The sequence below is a fragment of the Xenorhabdus sp. SGI246 genome (assembly GCF_040838225.1).
GTDB classification, from domain to species: Bacteria; Pseudomonadota; Gammaproteobacteria; order Enterobacterales; family Enterobacteriaceae; genus Xenorhabdus; species Xenorhabdus indica.
The window spans coordinates 1-3,121 of the sequence record NZ_JBFPEZ010000145.1; the positions used below are offsets into that span (position 1 = coordinate 1).

Annotated in this window: 2 protein-coding genes and 2 pseudogenes; all 4 read right to left on the reverse strand. The window is 42.9% G+C overall.

Annotated elements, in window-relative coordinates; genetic code table 11:
* Positions 1-48 precede the first annotated feature (48 nt).
* A pseudogene (locus tag ABLA85_RS18565) lies at positions 49-441 on the reverse strand (transposase); the annotation flags it as partial.
* A 179-nt stretch (positions 442-620) separates the two neighbouring features.
* A complete protein-coding gene (locus ABLA85_RS18570; protein ID WP_367965793.1) occupies positions 621-926 on the reverse strand; it encodes a transposase in 306 nt (101 codons plus the stop codon).
* A 170-nt stretch (positions 927-1,096) separates the two neighbouring features.
* Positions 1,097-1,498 carry a hypothetical protein gene (locus ABLA85_RS18575; RefSeq protein WP_367965794.1) on the reverse strand — a complete coding sequence of 134 codons (402 nt, stop codon included), beginning with the start codon at positions 1,496-1,498 and terminating at the stop codon, positions 1,097-1,099.
* 273 nt (positions 1,499-1,771) lie between these two features.
* A pseudogene (locus ABLA85_RS18580) lies at positions 1,772-2,860 on the reverse strand (ISAs1 family transposase).
* Positions 2,861-3,121 lie beyond the last annotated feature (261 nt).

Sequence of the window (3,121 nt, forward strand, 5' to 3'; positions counted from 1 at the left end):
GGGATGCGTTCATTACATTCCCTTTGGTTTTTTGTAGTTGAAACCTTAGCGGTGAAGCCATTTCGTCATTCCGACCACGCTGAAAGAAACCTGCCAGCGCGCCCGGGAATAAGCCACAATTTGAGCGGTAGTATGTATCAAATTTGCCGTCAAATAATCAATCAGGTCAGCGGGTTGTTCGGCAGAGAGATAGATGACTTTCAGAGCCGCCATTTTCCGGCGGTGAGTTTTTCCAGCGCGATGAAATCTTTTAGGTGACGGCTTACCGTACTTTCATGAATACGCAAGGCCTGTGCAATCATCTGAGCTGTCCAGCTTTCTGACGCCAAAAGAACGGGCCTTGATGCGATCACAGACTCGACTGTCACGAGCTGTATCATGCATCAATTCGAGGGCGTGTTTTTGTTCTGGTGTCAGATGAATTTTCATGGTCGTAAGCATGATCTGGTTTGGATAAGAAATAAAGCACCTTCAATGGCGATTGGTATAATAACGCGATGCTCGACTTTAACATCCGATGACGTTGGCTTGTTGAAGACAGTCGCGTTGACTTTTACCTTGTTTAAAATTGGCAAAAATACCCAACGTGTGAGAAAGCAATTTTCTGGCTATTCGATTACTCAATGCCACAAATCCCGCGCCCAGCACTTCTCGATAGCGAATTGCCCGGCGAGTTGACCAATCACGGTTTCAATTAAACGACGTTTGGCATTAATCATTCTTCTCGTTTCCTTGGGAAGGGGATCATCCATATTGGAACGCATCGGGGTAATCATCTTAATGCCTTGTTTATTCATTTCTTGTTTAAATTCAACGCCTAAGTATCTTTTGTCGCCAAGCAAAGTTCCTTTTATTGGCCTGACCAAATCCCAGGCGGCTTCACGCTCACTGCCACTGGCAGGAGTCAACGTGATCCCCGTCACCACGCCGAATTCGGTGATGCCTCCAATATGTTGATTTGCTCATGACGCAATGGTCGCGATCTTGCTGCATGCAAGGAAACAATATGCACGGCTTCGAGTTGCAATCAACACGTTGGCAGCATCACCCCGAATTCATCTATCACCAGATGCCCTTGTATCTTGAAATTCGACTATCATAAAAATGATTTGGCACTGCTTTTCGCTCTTTTGAACCCACAGACGGGCAGAGGAAATCCGTCGATAATATGAACCGGCCTGTCGAATGTACCCAATAACATTGCCAGTTTTTCTTGCAGTTTTTGTTTGACAACCCAAAGGTTCGCGGCCTGTTTGGCAAAGTTGGCTCGTGAACCAAGTCTGGGAAACCACTCACGCCAGTGGCGACAAAAATACGTCCAAATCCCTTTATCTTTTGAAAATCCTAAGAATTCACCAATCACTTCCATCGTAATGACTTCAGCATCACTCAATTTGGGAGGGATCCCCCGGCTTCTAAATCGGGTGTCTTGCTGTAACTCCGCTAAATTCTCTTCTACCCAACAAAACACCCAAATGATAAAATCTTGTTGTGGCATAGCTTCTTGTTCCTTTATTTTTCTATTTTTGGCGACTTAAAGTTATAAAGGAGCGGCTATGTCATTTCAACTCACCATGAAAGTCGAGCATCGCGTTATAATATTTTTATGGATACGATACGTGAGAGATTATGATAATCTAATTACTAAAATAATAAATTATTAATTTTTTAATTTTTTAGTATGGTATTGTTTAGTTATAGAAAAAAGCTTGGATTCACATAATAAGCTATCATCTTGGGTCACAGGGTGAGATTCCACTTTGTATTTAATTTAATCAAAGATAAGCTGGCTATAGAATACCCCCGACCAAGTCGCTCTTCGACGTTTCGCGCCTTGACTATATTTTATACTGGTATTTTGTTTAATCACATTTAAGGCTATTCGATTAAAAAGGGCCATTTGCGCTGCACCATCAGGATCTTTAAGCGAGATAGTATCTTCCCGAAAGGTGACGTCCAAAACCCAGTGTAGCTCATTTTCCGCTGACCAGTGCTTTCTTATTGCCGTAGCAGCCCGCTCCCGCATCTAAAGGCAGCGAACTCACATATCAACGTGAATCACGGTGGGCTGGTTGGCCTTTCACACTGCGTTCACTGACCACTTCGATAACAGACTGGATTGATGGCTATTTTTCCTGAAGTGCTGCCGGCAATGCCGCTCGAACTTGCATAACGTGATGGAATTCTGTCCGTCCATGCCTCCCGCTTTTCTCCGTAAATTCAGCCAGTTCGTCGTTATTATAATGCGCAGCAAAATGCGATTTAACAAACCCAGAGAGAGTTTTTTGATTCCCTTTGACGCTAACAATAAAATCGCCGCCTCGTTGGGTAATTAACTCAAGGGTTTCCTTCTGACAATGCAGGGCATCCAGCGTGACAATTGCTCCATCAAGTGCCAATAATTCAATCAGTCGCCTTGCAATAGGGCCTTCCTGACCTTGACTTTCGGGTACAGGGCAGCACCCGATTCTACATCATAAGCACTGACCACATGCAGGGCTTCAAACAAGGTTCCTTTGCAGGTCCCCTCATTGTTTTTCCATCAAATAGTGATGAGGCTTTTTCCGGCTTTAACCCGGCGTTGGTTGAGCCAGGCATAAAAGGCTTTGACCAGCGTATCTTGTTCTATCGTTTTGATAATATTTGCAATACAGTTGCGGCGAGGAATACCGTGAGTAAAATTGGTATATTGTTTAAGCCACTCGAATTGTATCTCACCAAATTCCTAGATTGATTTCCAGCCGGAAGCCCCACATAACACAGCGGAAAAAGCTAAAAAAATCACATCCATTAATTCATGTTTTTTATTGATGTCAGAACGTGGGTCATCTATCTTACTGATAAATTTGAAAATACTCATTATTAAGATCACGCTTTTGTAGAATAGCGAGATCTTAATGTTTTAATGAGAGAAGTGCTATAAAAAGTTATATTTTGGTTTTTATTTAACCTAAATAACCTTGTTAAAATTGTGAGATCTCGCCCTGGTTTGAAGCCGAGTGCATTTTAAGGTTCATAAGGCGCGGAACTCATTGAGGCATAGGCATTCTTGCCTACATTGGCGCCGGATAGATTTAAGCAAGCCAATCATTCATCAAAAATTAGGTTGTGTCCCTTAATT